We start from the raw sequence: 2,561 nt of genomic DNA, 5'->3' as shown, positions 1-2,561 counted from the left end.
ACAGGCGCGGGCAGCGGCGCGACCGGAGCCGCCGCGAAAGCGATCCAGGTGGCGCTCGCTCAACTCGGCGACCCCTATGTGTTCGGCGCCGAAGGGCCGAACGCGTTCGATTGCTCGGGTCTGATGCAGTACGCGGCGGCGGCCGCGGGTGTAAGGATTCCGCGGGTGGCAGCGGATCAATACCGGCAACTGCCGAAGGTGAATCCCCGGGACATCAAGCCCGGCGACCTCATCTTCCCGTCGAGTTCGTTCAAGGGAGCGAACAATCCCGGCCACGTCATCATGTACATCGGCAACGGCATGTGCGTCGAGGCTCCCCACACCGGCGGCCATGTCCAGTACCGAAAACTACCCAGCAGTTACGCGGCCGCGCGCTGGGCGTGATCGGCAGTCGATTGCGCCGGGGGTACCTCGCGCGAACGAATCCTCGCGCCTGCTGCATCTCCGGACGCGATCGGCCCGCAGCAGGCATCAATACCCCACGTACGATCCGCCGCCGCGCATCTGCACAATTCCCGGCACATTGCTGACCGACCCGTAACGTTCGATGGCATACCGAACTCCGGCGACGATATTGTCCACCGGATTCCAGATATCACGATGTCCTGGAACGGAATACGCGTTGAACGTCGGATCGATGGTCTGCATCAGGCCTTTCGACGGAATTCCGGCCGCGGCATTGCTGTCCCAGAGATTGATCGCGTTCGGATTGCCACCGGACTCGTGCTGGATGATCGCCGCGATGTCGGCCGGATCGATCTGGCGCGTGTCGTAGCCGTGCTGGCGTAACACCTGCAAGGCTTCGTTGATCCACTGTCCCTGCTGGCCGGACGGCCGCGTGCGTGGCGGACCGCCGCTGGGCCCGTGCCCACCCGAGTGCGACGTGCGGCGGGGCCGCCGCGGCTGGGCGGGGCGCGACTCGCGCAGATAGCGGTCCGCCAGGGCAGCCACCCGATCAGCGGTGAGCACTGCGGCGGCCTGCCCCTGGCCGAGCACGGTCCCCGCCCGTTGCAAGGCGTTGTCCAAGGTGGAGATCACCAACTGCCTGCTCGCGTTGGCGTCCTGAACCTTGCCGAGCGCGGTCAAAGCGGTGTTCACCTCCGCGATGATCGCGCCGATCGCGGCGCGTCCCTGCGTGCTGTTGTCCACCGCGCCACCGAGGATGCGCTCCAGCTCGGCGTTCATCGACTGCGTCGCATCACCGTGCCGGGCGCGATTCTGATTGCTGTCGGCGTACCGAGAGCCGAGAGCACCGTCCCACACGACGGGGCCGCTCGGCCGCGCCGCGTCGAGGGCGGGTGGCGCGTACGGCTGTCCCGTCACGGCAGTCGGCGGGCCGTCACCGTATTGAGCGGCGATGGCCGCCAACGCACCCATCGCCGCGGCCGCCATGGGCATGGACGTCCCCGCCATGCCGAGTGCGTCCGAACGTGGAAGGGAGGTGGAACCCGAGGCCGGGGAAGTCGTGTCGGACGCCGACGGCGCATTGTGGGTGCGTCCCTGTGCCGCCGCGCCGGCGGGCGCCACCGCGGCCGGCGCACCTGCCTGTGGCCGCGGGATCTGGGTGGGAGCGCCGCGCGTCGCGGACTTGGCGGGGCGATGCGGCGCGGCGGTGGTGGCGCTCGCACGCCCGTCGCGACGACCGCCGGGATCGTCGGGATCTCGGTCGGAGCCAGGGCGATCCGTCGGAGCCATCAATTCCCCCGCTGCGCGCGGACACTACGCACGGTGACCACACAGGCAGCCATGATTCACCTTCCGCCGCATGCCCCGGTACGCGCGCTGCCGACCGCCGGACATGATCGGTGCGTGCTGGAACCGGGAGAGTGCACAGCCGATGCGGCAGCGATGCGCCAAGCCGCGCCGATGCGGTGAACTCATGCCGCCTTGCCCGGCCGTCGGCTCACCCGACTTGGAATGCCTCTTCCCGGCACTCGTCCCGAAGCGTATCGGCAGCTTAATGCAGGCGCCTCCCGAGCACGCCCATGCCGTTCCCGCATACGGGAATACCGATGCCCGCGTCTCGACGCGTGGCTACGGGACAACCGGCCGCGCGGCCTCACAAGAGGGTACCGGGCGACCGGCGAAGCCGGGCCAAGTCAAACGGCGACGTTGCGCATCGCCGAGGCAATGCTGTTGGCGTAGGCGACGCGCTGCCCCCGCGCCTCACCGGAGCTTCTTTCGTAATACTGGTCGAAGACCGCGGCCGCCTGAGCGGGCGTCTGCGCGGCCCGGAGATATCCGTAGGCGGTGGATTCGTTGCTGCGCAATTCGGCCATCATGAAATCGACTTGGACCTTCCAGTCGGTGACCGGCCTCCCGCGAGCTGCCGCGAATCGCTCCAGCGCCTGCCGTCGTCCACCCCGCCATTGGCAAAGACCGATGGCGCCTTCCCCGGAGTTGTACGCGCTGGTCTTGAAACCCGACTCGACTTGAATGTTGCCCACGATCCCAGCGGCCTGCGCAGGCGTGAGGCCGTGTTTCGAAATGAGGTAGCGGTAGACGTCCGCCGGATTGGCGTTGGGGCCTCCGGGAATGTTGTCGGCTCTGCCGTTGTCGCC

Annotated in this window: 3 protein-coding genes; 1 reads left to right on the top strand and 2 read right to left on the bottom strand. The window is 68.3% G+C overall.

Annotation, left to right across the window (positions count from 1 at the left end):
• On the top strand, positions 1-384 hold a 384-nt coding region (locus tag ACWEKR_RS35480), incomplete at its 5' end, for a C40 family peptidase (RefSeq protein ID WP_452358228.1).
• Between the two features lie 87 nt (positions 385-471).
• On the opposite strand, the gene ACWEKR_RS35475 is transcribed toward ACWEKR_RS35480, so the two are convergent.
• Both ACWEKR_RS35475 and ACWEKR_RS35470 read right to left on the bottom strand, forming a co-directional pair.
• On the bottom strand, positions 472-1,695 hold the full coding sequence (locus ACWEKR_RS35475) for a transglycosylase SLT domain-containing protein (protein WP_452358227.1): 1,224 nt from the start codon (positions 1,693-1,695) through the stop codon (positions 472-474).
• A gap of 404 nt (positions 1,696-2,099) precedes the next feature.
• Positions 2,100-2,561, bottom strand: a 462-nt coding sequence (locus tag ACWEKR_RS35470) for a phage tail tip lysozyme (RefSeq protein WP_452358226.1), incomplete at its 5' end; no start/stop codon positions are given.

The sequence above is a fragment of the Nocardia sp. NPDC004573 genome, assembly GCF_053602135.1.
Note: the sequence above shows the minus strand (reverse complement) of the source record. Positions and strands in the feature narration are given on the sequence as shown.

What these genes read in the sequence shown, in the direction of transcription:
- ACWEKR_RS35475 (WP_452358227.1), bottom strand. Translation starts at nt 1,695, where the DNA reads ATGGCTCCGACGGATCGCCCTGGCTCCGACCGAGATCCCGACGATCCC.